17 protein-coding genes, 1 other RNA gene and 4 pseudogenes are annotated in these 17,039 nt (G+C 73.1%); 7 read left to right on the top strand and 15 right to left on the bottom strand.

Translation table 11 applies throughout. The annotated features are described in order from the left end of the window. Positions 1-34: 34 nt before the first annotated feature. Positions 35-214 (bottom strand): annotated as a pseudogene (locus DA06_RS17500) (DUF6457 domain-containing protein); the annotation flags it as partial. A 71-nt stretch (positions 215-285) separates the two neighbouring features. Further along, positions 286-432, bottom strand: a complete 147-nt coding sequence (locus DA06_RS17495; RefSeq protein ID WP_418608341.1) for a carboxymuconolactone decarboxylase family protein — start codon at positions 430-432, stop codon at positions 286-288. A 333-nt stretch (positions 433-765) separates the two neighbouring features. Between DA06_RS17495 and DA06_RS17490 the strand changes: the two are divergent. The 5 genes and pseudogenes from DA06_RS17490 to DA06_RS17470 form a co-directional block, all read left to right on the top strand. Next, a pseudogene (locus tag DA06_RS17490) lies at positions 766-1,890 on the top strand (molybdopterin-dependent oxidoreductase); the annotation flags it as partial. A gap of 97 nt (positions 1,891-1,987) precedes the next feature. Then, positions 1,988-3,211 carry a molybdopterin dinucleotide binding domain-containing protein gene (locus tag DA06_RS17485; RefSeq protein WP_418605578.1) on the top strand — a complete coding sequence of 408 codons (1,224 nt, stop codon included), beginning with the start codon at positions 1,988-1,990 and terminating at the stop codon, positions 3,209-3,211. Positions 3,212-3,227: 16 nt separating this feature from the next. Next, positions 3,228-3,845 carry a DMSO/selenate family reductase complex B subunit gene (locus DA06_RS17480; RefSeq protein WP_043502470.1) on the top strand — a complete coding sequence of 206 codons (618 nt, stop codon included), beginning with the start codon at positions 3,228-3,230 and terminating at the stop codon, positions 3,843-3,845. Positions 3,846-3,848: 3 nt separating this feature from the next. Beyond that, positions 3,849-4,781 (top strand): dimethyl sulfoxide reductase anchor subunit family protein, encoded by a 933-nt coding sequence (locus DA06_RS17475; protein ID WP_043502468.1) that lies wholly within the window; start codon positions 3,849-3,851, stop codon positions 4,779-4,781. A gap of 9 nt (positions 4,782-4,790) precedes the next feature. After that, positions 4,791-5,501: a molecular chaperone TorD family protein gene (locus DA06_RS17470; RefSeq protein WP_052436913.1), complete on the top strand. Its 711-nt coding sequence runs from the start codon at positions 4,791-4,793 to the stop codon at positions 5,499-5,501. Here the strand turns inward: DA06_RS17470 and DA06_RS17465 are convergent. The 3 genes from DA06_RS17465 to DA06_RS17455 all read right to left on the bottom strand — a co-directional run bounded on the left by DA06_RS17465 (position 5,435) and on the right by DA06_RS17455 (position 7,440). After that, entirely contained in the window at positions 5,435-5,845 is a 411-nt protein-coding gene (locus DA06_RS17465; protein WP_418605576.1) for a hypothetical protein, read from the bottom strand. The two genes, DA06_RS17470 and DA06_RS17465, sit on opposite strands and share 67 nt — an antisense overlap. Positions 5,846-5,867: 22 nt before the next feature. Further along, positions 5,868-6,235, bottom strand: a transfer-messenger RNA (tmRNA) gene (gene ssrA / locus DA06_RS17460). Positions 6,236-6,348: 113 nt separating this feature from the next. Beyond that, positions 6,349-7,440, bottom strand: coding sequence for an LLM class flavin-dependent oxidoreductase (locus DA06_RS17455; protein WP_052436912.1), 1,092 nt, complete (start codon positions 7,438-7,440; stop codon positions 6,349-6,351). 134 nt (positions 7,441-7,574) lie between these two features. Here DA06_RS17455 and DA06_RS17450 point away from each other — a divergent pair. Continuing rightward, positions 7,575-9,096 (top strand): annotated as a pseudogene (locus DA06_RS17450) (CHAD domain-containing protein). Between the two features lie 57 nt (positions 9,097-9,153). On the opposite strand, the gene DA06_RS17445 reads toward DA06_RS17450, so the two are convergent. Both DA06_RS17445 and smpB read right to left on the bottom strand, forming a co-directional pair. After that, on the bottom strand, positions 9,154-9,588 hold the full coding sequence (locus DA06_RS17445; protein ID WP_043502453.1) for a membrane protein: 435 nt from the start codon (positions 9,586-9,588) through the stop codon (positions 9,154-9,156). A 78-nt stretch (positions 9,589-9,666) separates the two neighbouring features. Continuing rightward, positions 9,667-10,194: an SsrA-binding protein SmpB gene (gene smpB, locus DA06_RS17440; protein WP_043502452.1), complete on the bottom strand. Its 528-nt coding sequence runs from the start codon at positions 10,192-10,194 to the stop codon at positions 9,667-9,669. 352 nt (positions 10,195-10,546) lie between these two features. Between smpB and DA06_RS17435 the strand changes: the two genes are divergently transcribed. Next, positions 10,547-11,344 (top strand): hypothetical protein, encoded by a 798-nt coding sequence (locus tag DA06_RS17435; RefSeq protein ID WP_418605574.1) that lies wholly within the window; start codon positions 10,547-10,549, stop codon positions 11,342-11,344. A gap of 522 nt (positions 11,345-11,866) precedes the next feature. Here the strand turns inward: DA06_RS17435 and DA06_RS17430 are convergent. The 8 genes and pseudogenes from DA06_RS17430 to DA06_RS17395 all read right to left on the bottom strand — a co-directional run bounded on the left by DA06_RS17430 (position 11,867) and on the right by DA06_RS17395 (position 16,894). After that, positions 11,867-12,073 carry a PspC domain-containing protein gene (locus tag DA06_RS17430; protein WP_043502447.1) on the bottom strand — a complete coding sequence of 69 codons (207 nt, stop codon included), beginning with the start codon at positions 12,071-12,073 and terminating at the stop codon, positions 11,867-11,869. A 270-nt stretch (positions 12,074-12,343) separates the two neighbouring features. Next, positions 12,344-12,816, bottom strand: a pseudogene (locus DA06_RS17425) (ATP-dependent helicase); the annotation flags it as partial. Between the two features lie 35 nt (positions 12,817-12,851). Next, positions 12,852-13,871, bottom strand: a complete 1,020-nt coding sequence (locus DA06_RS17420; RefSeq protein ID WP_043502437.1) for an iron-siderophore ABC transporter substrate-binding protein — start codon at positions 13,869-13,871, stop codon at positions 12,852-12,854. Further along, entirely contained in the window at positions 13,868-14,239 is a 372-nt protein-coding gene (locus DA06_RS17415; RefSeq protein ID WP_418605573.1) for a sigma factor-like helix-turn-helix DNA-binding protein, read from the bottom strand. Before DA06_RS17415 ends, DA06_RS17420 begins: the two co-directional genes overlap by 4 nt. A gap of 32 nt (positions 14,240-14,271) precedes the next feature. Then, the gene (locus DA06_RS17410) at positions 14,272-14,529 is read right to left on the bottom strand and encodes a sigma factor (RefSeq protein WP_418605572.1); all 258 of its coding nucleotides are present in this window, start codon (positions 14,527-14,529) and stop codon (positions 14,272-14,274) included. A gap of 12 nt (positions 14,530-14,541) precedes the next feature. Further along, positions 14,542-14,889, bottom strand: a complete 348-nt coding sequence (locus DA06_RS17405) for a DoxX family protein (protein ID WP_043502428.1) — start codon at positions 14,887-14,889, stop codon at positions 14,542-14,544. A gap of 160 nt (positions 14,890-15,049) precedes the next feature. Beyond that, a complete protein-coding gene (locus DA06_RS17400; protein WP_418605571.1) occupies positions 15,050-15,919 on the bottom strand; it encodes an AraC family transcriptional regulator in 870 nt (289 codons plus the stop codon). 102 nt (positions 15,920-16,021) lie between these two features. Then, positions 16,022-16,894, bottom strand: a complete 873-nt coding sequence (locus DA06_RS17395) for an NAD(P)-dependent oxidoreductase (protein ID WP_043502425.1) — start codon at positions 16,892-16,894, stop codon at positions 16,022-16,024. Between the last annotated feature and the right edge of the window lie 145 nt (positions 16,895-17,039).

The following is a 17,039-nucleotide window of genomic DNA, read 5'->3' as shown; positions in this document are numbered from 1 at the left end:
GTCCGTCCGGTGCCGCCCCCCTCGTCGCCCCGGCGTGCTGTGCAGCCGCCGCGGCCGCCGCCAGGCCGACGACGAACGCCGTCAGGGGCGCGCCGGGACGGCTCGGCCCGTGGGCGACCTGACCGATGAGGCGAAGCATCGCCGGCGTGCTCGCGCTCACCAGGTCCCGGTCGACCCCGAGCTCGGCGCAGACGTCGTCGAGCCAGGCGTTCATCGCGGTCATCTTCCGGGTCTCGTCCCCGCGGCCGGCCCGCTCCGCCGTCACGTCCCCGGGCTGCTGCGTGCTCACTTCTCCCCCACGACCTCGTTCAGCCACTGCCAGGCCGCGACGGTGGCCGGGAACCCGCGCGTCGTCATCCCGAGCAGCACCACCTGCTCGACCTCCTCCACGCTCGCACCCGCAGCGAGCGCCTTGCGCACGTTGGAGCGCACCGCGCCCCCCCGCCTGGGCGCCGATCGCGATCCCGAGCTTGACCAGGCGGGTGGTCCGCTCGTCGAGCGGGCCGGCGGCGTCCACGGCGGCCGCGAGCGCGTCCTGGCTGCGGGCCACGTCGGTGAACCGCCGCCGGAAGCCGGTGTAGACGTCGGGCAGGTGGTCGGCCATGGGTGCTCCTTCCGCAGGGGCCTCACCGGTGTGGTGACGCCTTCATCGTGGCACATCCGACCCGCACCTCCCGCGCCGTCACCGGGACCATCGCCCTACGTTCCGGCCACCGGCGGGCGGATTAATGACGTGTGTCCGTCGCCGACCCACCGGGAGGAACCATGACCACGCAAGCCACCGAACGACGCGGTCTGGAGCGACGTTCGTTCCTGAAGTGGTCCGCCGCGGCCGGTGGTACCACGGCGCTCGCGGGCGCCGGCGCGCACTTCGGTCTCCTCCCGGGCGTCGGCCCGGCCAACGCCGCGACGGCCTCCACCTCCGGGGTGGCCGACGTTGTGTGGTCCTCGTGCAACGTCAACTGCGGGTCCCGCTGCCCGCTGCGCATGGAGGTCCGGGACGGGCAGATCGTCCGCGTGCTGCCCGACAACACCGGTGACGACGAGCTCGGCACGCAGCAGATCCGCGCATGTGTCCGCGGCCGTTCCATCCGGCACCGCATCTACAACCCCGACAGGCTCAAGACCCCGATGCGCCGCAGGCCGGGCTCCAGGCGCGGCGCGGGCGAGTGGGACGAGATCACCTGGGAGGACGCCTTCGACGAGATCGCGGCCACCATCCAGCGACTGATCAAGGACTACGGCAACGAGTCCATCTACATCAATTACGGCACCGGCACGCTCGGCGGCACGATCGCGTGCAGCTGGCCGCCCAACGCGAGCCCGTTCGCCCGCCTGATGAACTGCGCGGGCGGCTACCTCAACCACTACGGCGACTACAGCGCCGCCAACATCGAGCAGGCGGCTCCGTTCACCTTCGGCAGCTGGGTCAGCTCGAACTCCTTCGACGACGCCAGGAACGCCCAGCTCCAGGTGATGTTCGGCAACAACCCGCTCGAGACCCGCATGTCCGGCGGCGGGGAGACGTTCGTGTCCCAGCAGACCAAGAAGCTCCACGACGTGCGCACGATCATCATCGACCCGCGCTACTCAGAGTCCGTGGCCGGACTCGCGGACGAGTGGGTGCCGCTGCGGCCAGGAACGGACGCCGCCCTGGTGGCCGGCATGGCGCACGTGATGATCACCGAGGACCTGGTCGACCAGCAGTTCCTGGACACGTACTGCCAGGGCTTCGACGAGGAGCACATGCCGGACGGCGTACCAGCGGGCAACTCCTACAGGTCCTATGTCATGGGCGAGGGCGCGGACGCGACGGCGAAGACGGCCGAGTGGGCCGCGGCGATCACCGGCGTGCCTGCCGCCACGATCACCCGCCTGGCCCGCGAGATCGCCGGCGCCAAGCCGTGCGCGATCTCCCAGGGCTGGGGTCCCCAGCGCACCGCCAACGGGGGAGAACCAGGCCCGGGCCATCTTCACGCTCGCCGCGATGACGGGCAACGTCGGCCTCGCCGGCGGCGGCACGGGCGCCCGGGAGGGCAGCTACGCCCTGCCGATGGCGAACCCGTGGGTCAAGTCGAACCCCGTGCAGACGTCGATCTCGGTCTTCGGCTGGACCGACGCGATCGAACGGGGGCCGGAGATGACCGCCCTGGGCGACGGCGTCGTCGGCAAGGACAGGCTCGACGTACCGATCAAGATGGTCTGGCAGTACGCCGGAAACGCGCTGGTCAACCAGCACGCGGACATCAACCGCACCGTCAAGTTGCTCGAGGACGACACGAAGTGCGAGCTGATCGTCGTCGTCGACAACCAGATGACGGTCTCCGCGCGGTACGCGGACATCCTGCTCCCCGACGTCTCCAACGCCGAGCAGCTGGACGTCGTCCAGCAGGGCAACGCCGGGACCATGGGCTACGCGATCGTCGCCGACAAGGTGATCGACCCGCTCTACGACTGCAAGACCACCTACGAGATGTGCACCGAGATCGCCAGGCGGCTCGGCGTGGAGCTGGAGTTCACCGAGGGGAAGACCCAGGAGGACTGGGTGCGCCAGATCGTCGAGGAGTCCCGCGCGGGGATTCCCGACCTCCCCTCCTTCGAGCAGCTACGGGAGATGGGGGTCTGGAAGGTCAAGGGTGAGTCCACGATCGCGCTGAAGGACTTCCGCGACGACCCGGTCGCCAATCCGCTGCCCACGCCTTCGGGAAGGATCGAGATCTTCTCCGAGCCGCTGTGGGAGATGTCGAAGACCTGGGAGCTGCCCCCGGGCGACCGCCTCACCGCCCTTCCCGAGCACGTCGCGACGTGGGAGGGGGCCGAGGAGGCGAGGGCCAACGACACGTACCCGCTGCAGTGCATCGGGCACCACTACAAGCAGCGCACCCACTCGACGTACGGCAACGTCGACTGGATGAAGGAGGCCCATCCGCAGGTGGTGTGGGTCAACCCCCTCGACGCCGAGGCCCGCGGCATCGCCAACGACGACCGGGTGGCCGTGTTCAACGACCGCGGTCGCATCGAGCTTCCCGCCCGGGTCACCCCGCGGATCGCCCCGGGGGTCGTCTCGGTACCCCAGGGCGCCTGGTACAGCCCGGACGACAACGGCGTGGACGTCGGCGGGTCGGTCAACACGCTCACCAGCTGGCACCCGACGCCGATCGCGAAGGGCAACGCCCAGCACACCAACCTCGTGAACATCGAGAAGGCCTGAGGACGGAGAACAGACCATGGCCCAGCAACTCGGATTCTTCTTCGACCAGACCCTCTGCACGGGGTGCAAGGCATGCTCGGTCGCCTGCAAGGACAAGAACGACCTTCCGGTGGGGGTGACCTGGCGCCGCGTGGCGGAGTACACCGGCGGCACCTGGCAGACCGACGGCGACACCTTCGTCCCGAACGTCTTCTCCTACTACACGTCCGTCGCGTGCAACCACTGCGAGAACCCCATCTGCGTCGAGGTCTGCCCGACCACCGCGATGCACGTCGGCGAGGACGGGATCGTCACCGTCGACGAGGACAGGTGCGTGGGATGCCGGTACTGCGAGTGGGCGTGCCCCTACTCGGCGCCGCAGTTCAACCCTGAGACCGGGCACATGTCCAAGTGCGACATGTGCGCCGACTACCGGGCCGAGGGCGAGGATCCCGCCTGCGTGGCCGCCTGCCCGTCCCGCGCCCTCGACTGGGGCCCGATCGACGAGCTGCGCGCCAGGCACGGCGATCTCGCCGCCGTCGAGCCGCTGCCCGATCCGTCCATCACCCGGCCGCGCCTGGTCATCTCGCCCCACCGCGACGCCCAGCCGACGGGCGCCGGCGTCGGCGCCGTCGCCAACCCCGAGGAGCTGTGAGCCGTGAACCTCCACGAGCTGCCCATGATCGTCTTCACCGTCCTCGCACAGATGAGCGTCGGCGCCTTCGTGGTCCTCGGCGTGGTGCAGGTCCTCGCCTCGCGCCGCTACGGCCGTGCGGCGGTGGACCGGGTCACCGACCCCGCGCTCTACGCCATCGGCCCGACGCTCGTGCTGGGCCTGATCGCGTCCATGTTCCACATGAACGACGTGATGAACACCCTCAACGTCGTCCGCCACGTCGAGACGTCCTGGCTCTCCCGCGAGATCGTCTCCGGCGTCGCGTTCGCCGGGCTGGGGTTCCTCTTCGCCCTCGCCCAGTGGTTCCGCTGGGGCTCCACCCTGCTGCGCCAGATCCTCGCCGTGGTGACGGCCGTGACCGGACTGGTGCTGGTGCTCTCGATGAGCATGATCTACTACTCGCTCTCCACCGTCCCGGCCTGGCACACGTGGGCGACGCCGGCGCAGTTCTACGCGACCACGTTCCTCCTCGGCTCTCTCGCCGTCGGAGCCGCGTTCATGGGCACGGTGCTGTGGCGCCGGCGGACCGCCGCCCGTTCCGGCGGCACGTACGAGGCCGACGCACCCACCCGCGAGCTGCTGTCCACCACGCTCCGGGGCGTCGGGATCGCCGCCGTCGCGCTGCTCGGTGTCGAGTTCCTCATCATCCCCCTGCACCTGACCAGCCTGTCGGCGGCCGGCGGCGTCGCCGCGGAGTCGGCGGCCGTGTTCTCCGGCGGCTGGTTCGTCGCACGGCTCGTGCTGGTCTTCGCCGGGGCCGGTCTGCTGGCGGTGTTCCTGGTCCGGCGTGCCTCCCCCGGCTCGCGGGCCGTGCCGCTCGCGGTGCTCTCCGCGGCCGCCCTGGCCCTGGTGCTGGGCGGGGAGCTCATCGGCCGGTCCCTGTTCTACGACTCGATGATCCGCATCGGCATGTGAGGAGCGGTCATGACCACGACACCTCTGGCCCCCGGTGCGCCGCCCGTCGACCCCACGCCCGTGGCCACGCTGCTGGAGCATCGCGACGCCCTCGGGCCCACCCTCGACACCTTCGCCGCGGCCTTCACGACGCTGTCCTCCCTCCTGTCCGCCGCGCCGCCGGCGGCGGTGCTGGCCCGCGTGCGGGACGCCGATCTCCTGCGTGACTGGCCGCTGCCGGACCACCCCGACTCCCGACGCGGCCTCTCGCTGCTCGCCGAGTCGGCGGCCGCCGGCGAGGACGAGACGCTCGTGCGCCGCGACTACAACAGGCTGTTCCGGGGCCCGGAGCGCATGAAGGCACCTCCCTACGAGTCGGTGCACCGCTCGCAGGAGCGCCTGCTGTTCGAGCGGGAGACGATGCAGGTCCGCGCCGCCTACGCGGAGTTCGGACTGGTCGCTCCCCGCCTCAACACCGAGCCCGACGACCACATCGGCCTGGAGCTGGGCTTCGTCGCCACGCTGGCGGTCCGGGGGATGGACGCGATCGAGGCGGGGGACGACGTCGAGCTCGCGCGGGTCCTGCGCGGGTTGGTCGCCTTCCTCGACGAGCACCTGCTCGCCTGGGCGCCGCACTGCCTCACGCAGGCGGCAGGAGGCTCCGCCACGTTCTTCTACCAGGGCGTCGCCGCGCTCGGCCTGGGCACCCTCGAGCAGGCCCGGGCGGCGTTCCTGCGGTGAGCGCGGCCCGCGGCCTGCGGGGCGTCCAGGCGTGGCTCGGGCGGCAGCCGGAGGATACGGCGCTGGAGCTGGTGTGCGCCGAGCACCCCGGGCCCTCCCTCGGCGAGCGTCGGCGCACCGTGGTCCGGCTGGAGGGATGCGCTGCCCAGGTCGCCGGGCACGAGGTGGTCGAGCTGCTCCTGCTCGGTGCCTCGGACGTCCTCGTCCGTCTCGACGGCTGCGCCGCCGAGGCCGCCGCGCGGGCGCACCTGACGCCGCTCGTCGACCTGGTCGGGGCGTCGGGCGCCCCCCGCCCCCGCGGGCGCCGGTCCCCCGGCGTCGGGCACGACGAGGCCCGGGCCCACGTTCGTGGGCCCGGGCCTCGGGGAGTGGAGATGGCGGGAATCGAACCCGCGTCCGACGGCGAAGAACCAGGGCTTCTCCGGGTGCAGTCTGCTGCTGATTTTCTCGGCCCCAGCGATCACGCAGACAAGTCGCTGACGGGCTCAGTCACCTAAGTGTTCCCGCAGCCCCGGTGACGTGGACTACGAGCAGTGGCTCTCTAGATGACGCCAGGATCCGGGACGAGAGCTAGCCCGGGCTGACGGACTTCGAGGCTCGCTCAGGCGGCGAGGGCGAAGTCGGTGCGCTTGGAATCGGCACCTATTGGTTTGCAGAGAGCGTTGACGAGATGACTCTGCATCCTCGACCCGCTTCTCCTGGAACGACGACCATCGTCGAAACCGATCATCCCCATGTGCAGTTGTCAATCCGGCCGCACCCTCGCGGGCTCGTCCGGCTTCCCCATGCTAGTGGGTCAACGACCCCGGTGGCACGTTCATTCCCGTCCGGCCCGGTGCGACGCGGGTCACTCGCCCCGGCCCGCCACCAGTCCGCCCGCCGGGTCGGCGCCGGTCCGCCCGCCCAGCTGGGCGTCGACCAGCTCCTTGACCCTCCCCAGCAGCTCGATCGCGCGCAGGGACTCGCGCTGGGGCACCCCCGAGAGGTCCATCTGGAAGTTCTGCCGGTCGTGCCCGAGGTAGCCGTGGAGCCGCACGATCTTGTCGGCCACGGTCTGCGGCGAACCGATCACGAAGGCGCCGTGCGGCCCCGACTGGGCCTCGTACGAGATCCGGTCGGGGATGGCGAAGCCCCGCTCGCGGGCCAGCCTGGTGCCGGTGTCGAGGAAGTACGGGTAGAACAGCTCCCTCGCCTCCTCGTCCGTCTCGGCGACGAAGCCGTGCACCGAGACGGAGACGGAGCGGCGGCCGGCCGGGTGCCCCGACTCCTCGTGGGCGCGGCGGTAGAGCTCCACGAGCGGCGCGAACCGGCGCGGCTCGCCGCCGATGACCGCGTAGCTGACCGGCAGTCCGAGCCGCCCGGCCCGGACGGAGGAGGCCGGGGAGCCACCGGTGGCGACGGCGATGCGCAGGCGCTCCCCCAGCCCGGGCTTCACGGCCGGCCTGGGCAGGACGTGGGCGTCGGTCAGCGCCGGCCGGAACCTCCCGGACCAGGTGACCGGGTTTCCCGCGTCGATCCGCAGCAGCAGGTCGAGCTTCTCCTCGAAGAGCTCGTCGTAGTCCTCCAGGCGCGCACCGAAGAGGGGGAAGGACTCGATGAAGGAGCCCCGCCCGGCGAGCAGCTCGACGCGGCCTCCGGAGAACTGGTCCATGGTCGCGAACTCCTGGTACACGCGCACCGGGTCCTCCGTGGACAGCACGGTGACGGCGGAGCCGACGTGGATGCGGCTCGTGCGGGCCAGCGCCGCCGAGATCACCGTCGAAGGCGCGGAGATCGCGTAGTCGGGACGGTGGTGCTCGCCGATGCCCACGTGGTCCAGGCCCACCTCCTCGGCGAGCACGGCACGGTCGAGGATCTCCCGGACGCGCTGCCCGGCGGTCACCTCCTGCCGCCCCGGTCGCGTGTCGAGGTCGCCGAAGGTGTAGATGCCGAGCTCCATGACCGGGCGAACGCCGGGGCCCCGCCGGCTGTTCCCGCACCTCCGCCGTCACCCCGGGCACGCGGTCGGGTCGCGACCGCGCGCGTTCCTTGTAGATTCACCGGAAGAGGCGGGCCGACGACGGGGATGAGGTCATGCACACCCAGCTCGAGGTGGAGCGCAAGTTCGCCGTGGACGAGACCTTCCGGCTCGACCGCGTGCAGGTGCCCGACGGCCTCGTGCTCGACGGCGGCGCCGAGCTCCAGCTGGACAGCACCTACGTCGACACCCCGGACCTGCGCCTGGCCACCCGGGGCATCACGCTCCGCCGTCGGACGGGGGGCGTGGACGACGGCTGGCACCTCAAGCTGCCCAGCGGCCCGGACGGCCGGACGGAGGTCCGTGAGCCCCTCGGGCCTCAGGGCACGACCCCGCCGGACCGGCTCCGGCACCTCGTCGCCGTCCACGTCCGGGACGCCCGGCTCGTGCCGGTGGCGCGGATCCGCACCCGCCGGGCGGTCCACCTCATCAGGAACGGCTCGTCGGACGCTCCCGTCCTCGCGGAGCTGGTGGACGACCGCGTCACCGGGGAGGCGCTCGGCGACCGGGTCACCGTGACCGGCTGGCGCGAGCTGGAGGTGGAGCTGGCCGGCGGCGAACCCGGTCTCCTCGACCGGCTCGAGGAGGTGCTGAGGGACGCCGGCGCCGAGCTCTCGCCCGTGCCCTCGAAGCTGCTGCGGGCGCTGGGCGACCGAGCACCGGCGCGCGTTCCGCCTCCGAGGCTGCGCAGGCGGTCGACGGCGGCCGACGTGGTGCTGGCCTACCTCGCCGCCCAGGCGCGGGCACTGACGGAGGCGGACCCGGGCGTGCGGCTGGGCACCCCGGACGCGGTGCACCAGATGCGTGTCGCCTCCCGGCGGCTGCGCTCCGCCCTGAAGACGTTCCGCGACGTCCTGGACCGCGGCCGGACGGACACGCTGCGCGCCGAGCTGCGCTGGCTCGCCCACGTGCTGGGCGACGCCCGCGACACGGAGGTCATGCACGCGCGCCTGCGTGCGGAGCTGCTGGCCGGCCCCCGACGACGACGCCCGGGTGGTTGCGCTGCGCCGGGTGGACCACGAGCTCGGCGAGCGCTACGGGCAGGCGCTCGGCGCCGCTCGCAGGGAGCTGGACGGGGCACGGTACTTCCGGGTCCTGGACGACCTCGACGCGCTCCTCGCCGACCCCCCGCTGACCGCCCGGGCGGGCCGCCCGGCCCGCACCGAGCTGCCGCGCCGCGTCCGCAGGGCCTACCGCGACGTGCGCCGCCACCACGACCTGGCGGAGGCCGCACCGTCGGAGGCCGGGCGGGAGCTGGCCCTGCACGAGGTGCGCAAGGCGGCCAAGCGGGCACGCTACGCCGCGGAGGCGGTAGAGCCGGTCGTGGGCGAGGCCGCCGGAGGGTTCGCCGCCGCCATGGAGGACGTGCAGGACGTGCTCGGCGAGCACCGGGACAGCATCGTGACGCAGGAGGTCCTGTCCGGCACGGTGGCGCGGGCCCGCGAGGCGGGCGAGGACACCTTCGCGCTGGGGCGGGTCTTCGGGCTGGAGGAGGCGCACGCCGCCGCGGCCGAGGCGAGCTACGCGGAGGCGTGGCGGGCGGCGTCGAGGAGGAAGCTGCGCCGCTGGACGAGGTGAGCGGGCGCCGTCAGGGGTTGCGGCTGCAGCACCCCGGCGGCGACGCGCCCGGCGCCGTCAGTCCCGGCCCTTGCGCGACGTCAGCTCGTCGACGAGGAGGGAGCCGGCCATGCCGAGCATGAACACGTCCTTGGCGATGCCGGTGCCCTCCTGGGTGGGCTTGACGCTCGAGCCCTCCTCGGTCAGGCCGGGCGTCCGGGTGTACATGTAGAGCAGCGAGCCGGAGAACCCGGCGAGGCCGAGGGCCGCCACCCAGGTGGGCACGAGCGGGACGAGCAGCGCCGCCCCGAGCGCGATCTCTCCCGCGGAGACGAGCTTGCCGAAGTCCTTCGGGGACATCTGCCTCAGCTGCGGGAAGGCGTTGGCGGCCATCCCCTGGAGGCCAGCAGCCGCGTCGTCGGGAAGGCCCCGTTTGCCCAGTCCGGAGTTGAGGATGAACGCGCCCGCGGCGAGGCGGGAGGGGACGTGACGGAACTTGATCGGCAGACCCATGACTGAACTCCTGATCCGGTGGACGCCGCCACGGTAACCCCGCCGCCCGGGCGGCGCACTCCGCCCCGCCCGCGCGGGTCAGCGGTTGAGCCGCAGGCTCATCGCCCGCTGCGCCTCGCGCGCGTCCTGCTTCTCGCGCAACGACTGGCGCTTGTCCCACTCCTGCTTGCCCCGCGCGAGCGCGATCTCGACCTTGGCCCGGCCCTTGGTGAAGTAGAGCTCGAGCGGCACGATGGTGTGCCCCTTCTCGCGGCTCTTGACCGCCAGCTTGGTGATCTCCTCCTTGTGCAGGAGCAGCTTGCGCTTGCGGCGCGGGCCGTGGTTTGTCCACGAGCCCTGGGCGTACTCGGGGATGTGGACGTTGTGGAGCCAGGCCTCGCCGTGGCGGTCGACCTCGATCCAGCCGTCCACGAGCGACGCGCGTCCCATGCGCAGCGCCTTGACCTCGGTGCCGGTCAGCGACAGGCCCGCCTCGAACGTCTCGTCGATGTGGAAGTCGTGACGCGCCTTCTTGTTGCGCGCGACCACCTTCTTCGCGTCCGCCTCGGCCTTGGCCCGCTGCGCCGCGGTGGGCTTCTTCGCCCCGGGTGCCTTCGTGCCGGCCACGGTGGACCCCTCTCTCCTGCTGCTCGTTCCCGCGCGCGCCACGCGGCGCGCCCGGCCCCGTCCTGCGGAGCCGGCCCTCAAGCCTATGCCAGCGGCGCCGTCCGGCTCGACCGGATTTGCCGACGGCGGACGCGGCTCTCGCCGGCTCTCGCCGTCGCCCCCCGGCGTCCAGGAGCGGCAGGTCGGGCACCGTCCAGGCGTACGGGTCGGGTCGCCGCAGCCGCCTGGCCTCGTCGGGGCTCAGCCACGGCGCGCACCTGCACAGGTAGGCGGGCACGTCCCACAGGTCGGCGACGACGTCGGCGGGGTCGAGGATCGGCCAGGCCCGGTCGAACGCGCGGAGCAGGCCCCCGTGCTGCCCCAGGGCGCGGCGGAGCAGGGCCGGCGGGACGTCCTCCTCGTCGCACTTCTCGACGAGGATGTCGACGAGCGCGTCCCAGATCTCCTCCCTGGCCTCGTTGTGGGGCGTGCCGGGGTCGGGCGCCGCGAACGCCTCGGCCCAGTCCCTCGGGCCGAGCCAGAGGTCGAACCAGTCGGTCTCGACCGGCATCCCCTCGGCGGGCGGTTCCTCGTACAGACGGACGGCCGGCTCGACGGCCTCCACCATCTGCGCGGACGACTTCAGGCGGGCCACCTCCGGGTCGGCCTCGGTCGCCGCCGCAGTCCCCTCGGGGACGAGATCCCTCAGGGTGCAGGTCCGCACACCCTCCTCGCCGAGGCCGGGCAGCACGTCCGCGACATAGACCAGGTAGGGCTGGTGCGGACCGACCACCAGCACGCCGCCGTGGCTGGCGAGGCGGGGCTCGGAGTAGAGCAGGTAGGCCGAGCGGTGCAGGGCGACGACGGTCTTGCCGGTGCCCGGACCGCCGTCGACGACCAGCGCCCCGCGGGCACCCGCGCGGACGATCGCGTCCTGGTCCGCCTGGATCGTGCCGAGGACGTCCCGCATCCGCGACGAGCGGCTGGCACCGAGGCTGGCGATGAACGCGGACTCGTCGTCGGGCGCGGCGCGGCCGGCGAGCCCGTCCGCGACGAGCACCTCGTCCCAGTAGTCGATGATCCGTCCGCGCGTCCAGCGGTACCGGCGGCGGCTCGTGAGCCCCATGGTCCTGGCGCGGGTCGCGCCGAAGAACGGCTCGGCGGCCGGTGACCGCCAGTCGACCAGCAACCGGCGGCCGGCGGCGTCCGTGAGGCCGGCCCGCCCCACGTACACGGGCTCGTCAGCGCCGTCCGCCCGGACCATGCGGCCGAGGCACAGGTCCGCCCCGAACCGGCGCAGCACGCGCAGGCGGGCCGTCAGCCGGTGCACCTCGAGGTCACGGTCCATCGCCTCCTGGCCGGTTCCGCCGGGCGCGCGGCGCGCGGCGGCGAGGCGGTCGGTCAGATCGGCGGCCGACCGCTCGAGGCTCTCCACGACTGCGGCGAGATGCTGCTCGTCGGCCGCGATCAACGCCGGGGGCGGCCTTGGCGGCGAGGCTGGGGGGGAAGCTGGAAGACGCTGGCGGCACTGGCGGCACTGGTGGCAAGGGGGTTCACGTCGGTCCGATCCCTCGGGAGGGCGCCGCCTCCGGGCGGGACAGCGGCCTTGGACCAGCGATTCTCCGGCTCCCCGGGGGCCTTGCCACAAGCCCCCGCGGCCGCTATAGATTGAAAATGCGGGGAGGATCCGCCGTCACTCGTTGGGCATGAGGATCCACAGGAGCGGGTAGACGACGAGCGGGCTGCCGGGCAGCACGAACAGCAGCACGAGGAACAGCACCCGGGCCACCCACGGGTCCAGGCCGAACCGTCGGCCGAGCCCGGCGCACACACCGCCGAGGAGGCGGTCGTTCCTCGGGCGGACGAGGCCCTGCGAGCGGAGCGAGTCGTGCACGTTCATGGTCATCCTCACGGGTCGGGAATCGTGTGGTTCAACGGTGCCCCGGCATGTCGGCGCGCACATCGGGGACAACCCCCGTTCCGCCCCTGAGATCGGGCCGGACTGCCGCGCGTCTCGCCCGGAGCCCGGCCGGGTCCACCGCCTGGGCGAGCGTGGCGCCCGGTCGCGCCCGGGCGCGGTCCGTCTCGCGCACCGGACCGCCACCTGCGGCGTTCTCGTCGTCACCGTCCCCGGCGGTGTCGTCGTCCCCCCTCGTCCGCGTCGGGGACGAGGCCGGTAGCGGATCTCGACCGGGTAGGTGCGTCCGGAGACCTCCACCACCGGTGCCGGCCGGAGCAGCTCGCCGTCGGGCCGACCGCCCTCGTGCTCGCCGAAGTGGGCGGCGAAGCGCTCGGAGTCGATCGTGGCGGAGGTGATGACCAGCCTGAGGTCGGGCGCCGCGGGAGGAGCTGGGCGAGGTAGCCGAGCAGGAAGTCGATGTTGAGGCTGCGCTCGTGGGCCTCGTCGATGATGAGAGTGTCGTAGCGGCGCAGCAGCGGGTCCTGCTGGATCTCGGCGAGCAGGATGCCGTCGGTCATGAGCTTGACGAGCGTGGTGGCGGAGACCTGGTCGGTGAACCGGACCTGGTAGCCGACGGCGCCGCCCAGCTCCACGCCGAGCTCCTCGGCGATGCGCTCCGCGACCGTGCGCGCGGCGATCCGGCGCGGCTGCGTGTGCCCGACGGTGCCGGTGATGCCGCGGCCCCGGTGCGGGCCGGACGGCCCGCACCGCGCGGGGGTCACTCCGCCGACGCGGCGGCCTCGGCGATCGCCGTGACGTACTGGTCGAGCCCCCACTCGACGGACAGCGCCGTCGGCGGGGACATGGCCGCCACGAGCTCGTCGCCCGTGATGTTCGCTACCGCCCCCGCCTGGACGGCGGGAATGGCCTGCGCGTAGGACTGCCCGAGGAAGGTCTCGACCTCCTCGTCCGTGCTGGCGTAGTTGACCAGGATGTCGGACTCGAGGCGGTCGGTCTCCTCGTAGCTGAGCGAGTACACGAAGCTCTCCTCGTCGGTCGCGAGCTCGTCCACCGCAGGAGCGCTCTCGAGACCGAGGTCGAGCAGGAAGTCGACCCGCGAGTCCTCGGGCTTGTAGACGTAGAACGTTCCGCCGACGTCCCAGACGGCGGCCACCGTCCTTCCCTCGAGCTCGGGGTGCGCCGCGGCCGCGTCGCCGATCCGGGTGTCGAGCTGCGCGACGAGGTCGTCGGCGGCGCTCGCCTCGCCCAGCGCGGTTCCGACGGTCGTGATCACCTCGCGCCACGGCGTCGTCCACGGTTCCTCGGGGTAGGCGACGGTGGGCGCGATCTCGGAGAGCACGTCGTACTGCTCGGCGGTGATGCCGGAGTACGGCGCGAGGATGAGGTCGGGGGCGAGGGCACCGATCTCCTCGTACGCCGGCTCCTCGACGCTGGCGGGGATCATCGTGGGCTCGGCGCCGGCCTCCTGCAGGGCCTCGGCGACCCACGGCAGCTGACCTTTCTCGTCCGCGGCGTAGGTCTGCGCCTCTATACCGGCCGGGACGACGCCGAGGGCGAGGGCCGCCTCCGTGCTGCCCCAGCCGAGCGTGACGACGTCCTCCGGCTTCTCGGTGATCTCGGTCGAGCCGAACGCGTGCTCGATCGTGACGGGGCTGAAGTCACCGCCGCCGGCCCCCGTGGTGGCGGTCTCGTCGGCTGTGCCGCCGGAGCCGCAGGCCGTCAGGGCGAGCAGCGCGGCGGCCGTCGCGGCGGCCGCGACGGGTCGGAGTGAGGTCACGTGGATCTCCAGGTGTGAGGGTGGGAACGGAGCCCGGGCGCGCCCGGGCGGGTTCGGGTCGGAGAATCACCGACTGGCCCCCAGCAGACGAGACAGCACGACGCGAGCACGACGAGACAGACGACGCGTAGGCGTCGACGATCCTGCGGCGTCGGGCGACGGTCGCCCTCGGGCGGCTGGGACCCGCGGACGCGCCGGCGGGCGCGGCTGGCGAGCTGGCGCGCCGCCGCGGGGGAGCGGCCCACGATCGGGCCGATCTCCTCGAAGGGCAGGTCGAACATGTCGTGGAGCACGAAGGCGAGCCGCTCGGCGGGCGTGAGGGTGTCGAGCACGACGAGCAGGGCGAGCCCGACCGAGTCGGCGAGCACCGCCTGGCTCTCCGGGCCGGCGTCGTCCGCGGTCAGCCGGTCGGCGGCGGCGACCTCGAGCGGGTCCTCGCGCCGGCGCGTCGCGAGCGGAGCATGTTCAGGCAGATGCGCGCGACCACCGTGGTCAGCCAGGCGCGCAGGTCCTCGACGGACTCGGTGTCCGCCCGGCTGACCCGCAGCCAGGCGTCCTGGACGGCGTCGTCGGCCTCGCTGGCCGAGCCGAGCATGCGGTACGCGACGGCCCGCAGGTGCGGGCGGTTCTCCTCGAAGCGTGCGGACAGCTCGTCCATCGGCCCACGCTCTCAGGACGCCGCGCCGACCGCCAGCGACCCGACGACGGGCGCCAGGTACAGCAGCGGGTACGGGACGTGCGAGTACGCGCGGGCGCGCACCACGGTGATCACGGCGCCGGTGAAGTACAGGACCAGCCCGGCCGCCGCCGCGACGCCGACGGCGGGCACGACCAGGCCGATCAGCAGGCCGAGCGCCCCGGCGGCCTTCGCGGCGCCCAGCCACCGCCACCAGCCACGGGGCACGCCGTAGTCGGTGAGCGAGTCCGTCACCCAGCTCGCACCGCGGAGGAGGGAGACGGCGGAGAAGCCGACCCACAGGGCAGCGAAGACGGTGACGACGACATAGACGGTGGACACGGCAGGCTCCTCGGCTCCGAGGGCGGGCCGTGCGGCGCCGCCCTGCTCGGTTCGGTCACCGACTTGGACACCGCCCGCGCCCCCGATGTGACGGACCGTCGTCGGGCCCGAGGCCGGCCGCGTTCGTCGTGACGGTGCCGACGTCCTCGTCACGTCCCCGCTACGGGCGCGCGTGTGGTGAGGAGGTGGTGGTGGACGCCGCCCAGCGGCCGGGAGGCAGCCCGTACGTGCGGGTGAACAGGCGGGTGAGGTGGCTCTGGTCCGCGAACCCGGTCCGTGCGGCGGTCTCGCCCAGCGGGGTGCCGGCGGCGATGAGGGCGCGGGCGGTGTCGAGCTGGCGGGTGGTGCGGAAGCGGGTGGGGCTGGTGCCGAAGGCTGCTCGGAAGTCTCGCGCGACGGTCCACCGGTCCAGGCCCGAGACGGCCTCGAGGGCGGCCGCGGGGTGGCGGACGATCGGGTCGTCGGCGATCAGGTCACGCACCCGTGCCAGCTGGGCCAGGGGCAGGGGACGCCGGCGTGGACGGCGCGGTGCCGACAGCGCACGCAAGAGGTCGGTGAGTGTCACGGTGAGCTCGACGGCCTCGACGTCGGACAGCGGTTCGTCCATGCGCGTGATCCAGTCCAGCAGCTCCGCGGGCATCCGCCGGGCAGGCACGATCGGGTCGTCGACGAAGGGGAGGGGCCGACCGCCGAGCGCCTGCTGCACCAGGTGCGGGCTGAGGTAGACGATCCGGTACCCGAACCCGTCCTCCGTGCCCGGGACGCCGTCGTGCGCCTCGTCCGGGTGAAGGATGTGCCCCTCGCCCGGCAGTCCGACCTGGTGGTCGCCGCGGTAGGCGAAGGTCTGGACCCCGGCGAGGGTCACCCCGACGGCGTAGGTGTCGTGGCTGTGGGTGGCGAAGGCGGTGCCCCGGAGCGAGGCCTCGAGACGCTCGATGCCGGGCGCCCCGGCCCCGTACCGCAGTGTGGTGCCGTCGGAGTGGTCCGGCGCGGCCGGCAGCCGGAACGGTGCGACGGGCAACCCGGTCATGACCGTGGACGGTACTCCCGGCGGGGCGGGCGGTCACGACCGCTGACCCGGCAGCCGGGGGCGGGCATGTGTCCGGAGGGGCCGTGGCAGCGTGGGCGGCGCTCAACGCCGCCCGGCCCCGGGCACCACGGCGGCCATGTCGAGGCCACCGTCGCCGCGGCGGAGCGCGGTGTCGTAGAGCGCCAGGCACGCGGAGATGAGCGGGAAGTCGATGCCCTGCTCGCCGGCCGCCTCCACGATGAGGCGGGCGTTCCGGGCGACGTCGGCGATGGGGGCCTCGACGGCGAAGTCGGCCTCCACCAGCTTGCGCGCCTTGGCGCGCGAGACCCGGGACGCCATGGGGCCCGCCTCGATGATGCCCGCCAGCAGCGCGGTGTCGAGGCCGTGCTGCTCGGCGGCGGCGAAAGCCTCCGCCAGCCCGGTCACCATGGTGATGAGGAAGTGGTTGACCGCGAGCTTCATCAGCAGCGCGCCCGGCACCGGTCCGCAGCGCACGACCTCCCGGCACACGGGCCGGACCAGCTCGGCGACCGCGTCGACGTCCGTGCCGGCGAGCATCACCACGAGGTCGCCGGTCTGCGCGGGGCCGCGCGAGCCGGAGACCGGCGCCTCGACGTAGTGGCCGCCGGCCTCGACGATCTCCGCCTCGAGCCCGCGGGAGTAGGCCGGCGTGACGGTTCCCATGTGGATCAGGAGCTTTCCGGCCACGCGGCGCGCGAACCCGGGCGTGCCCCGCGCGAGGACGTCGTCGACCGCGGTCTCGTCGGCAAGCATGAGGATGACGGCGTCCGACGCGGCGAGGACCGCGGCGGGGTCCGCCGCCCCGTGCGCTCCCGCGGCGAGGACGGGGACGCAGCGCCCGGCGGTGCGGTTCCACACGGTCAGCCTGGCTCCGGCCCGGAGGAGGTTCAGCGCCATGGGCTGCCCCATGAGTCCCAGCCCGATGAATCCGAGGCGGGTAGTACCCAGTTCCATTCCTGCCTCACCGTCTCGTCCGACTCTCTGACCCGGTTCTAACGCCACCGGCCGGCGCAGGTCTTGAACGATCGTGCGCGCGACACGCGGGCGTGCTTCACGACCGCCCCGGGCGCGTGCCACCATCGGCACCGTTCCGGTCGGC

It is taken from the genome of Georgenia sp. SUBG003, from assembly GCF_000715355.2.
In the GTDB taxonomy this organism is placed as follows: Bacteria; Actinomycetota; Actinomycetes; order Actinomycetales; family Actinomycetaceae; genus Georgenia.
Note: the sequence above shows the minus strand (reverse complement) of the source record. Positions and strands in the feature narration are given on the sequence as shown.

Bases quoted from the DNA above. Each gene is read 5' to 3' on its own strand.
- DA06_RS17485 (WP_418605578.1), top strand. From the start codon at position 1,988: ATGACGGGCAACGTCGGCCTCGCCGGCGGCGGCACGGGCGCCCGGGAG.
- DA06_RS17480 (WP_043502470.1), top strand. From the start codon at position 3,228: ATGGCCCAGCAACTCGGATTCTTCTTCGACCAGACCCTCTGCACGGGG.
- DA06_RS17470 (WP_052436913.1), top strand. From the start codon at position 4,791: ATGACCACGACACCTCTGGCCCCCGGTGCGCCGCCCGTCGACCCCACG.
- DA06_RS17455 (WP_052436912.1), bottom strand. From the start codon at position 7,440: ATGGAGCTCGGCATCTACACCTTCGGCGACCTCGACACGCGACCGGGG.
- DA06_RS17445 (WP_043502453.1), bottom strand. From the start codon at position 9,588: ATGGGTCTGCCGATCAAGTTCCGTCACGTCCCCTCCCGCCTCGCCGCG.
- DA06_RS17430 (WP_043502447.1), bottom strand. From the start codon at position 12,073: ATGAACGTGCACGACTCGCTCCGCTCGCAGGGCCTCGTCCGCCCGAGG.
- DA06_RS17410 (WP_418605572.1), bottom strand. From the start codon at position 14,529: ATGGACGAGCTGTCCGCACGCTTCGAGGAGAACCGCCCGCACCTGCGG.
- DA06_RS17400 (WP_418605571.1), bottom strand. From the start codon at position 15,919: ATGACCGGGTTGCCCGTCGCACCGTTCCGGCTGCCGGCCGCGCCGGAC.
- DA06_RS17395 (WP_043502425.1), bottom strand. From the start codon at position 16,894: ATGGAACTGGGTACTACCCGCCTCGGATTCATCGGGCTGGGACTCATG.